1 protein-coding gene is annotated in these 242 nt (G+C 56.6%); it reads left to right on the top strand.

All coding sequences use genetic code 11. The annotated features are described in order from the left end of the window. Positions 1-242: immunoglobulin-like domain-containing protein (locus tag G1E_RS28860; RefSeq protein WP_177329628.1), on the top strand; the 242-nt coding region annotated here is incomplete at both ends.

Raw genomic sequence — 242 nt, 5'->3', positions numbered from 1 at the left:
CAGCTCACTGTGGATAACACTACCGTCGCTGAAGGCGGCAAGATCACCTACACCGTGACTCTGGTCAGCGCTGATCCGAGCCTGCCAGTAACCAACCACAAGGGTCTGACCTTCACGCTGACAGACGGCACCACTGTGACCGTTAAAGCAGGTGAGGCCACCGGTTCGGTTACCGTTACTGCACCAGACAACGTCTACGTCAATGATCCAGTCACCATCACCCAAGGCCTGACCAAGGTCGA

The organism is Pseudomonas sp. TJI-51 (genome assembly GCF_000190455.2).
In the GTDB taxonomy this organism is placed as follows: domain Bacteria; phylum Pseudomonadota; class Gammaproteobacteria; order Pseudomonadales; family Pseudomonadaceae; genus Aquipseudomonas; species Aquipseudomonas juntendi.
The sequence above is the reverse complement of the archived record's forward strand: the minus strand, read 5'-3'. Positions and strand labels throughout refer to the sequence as shown.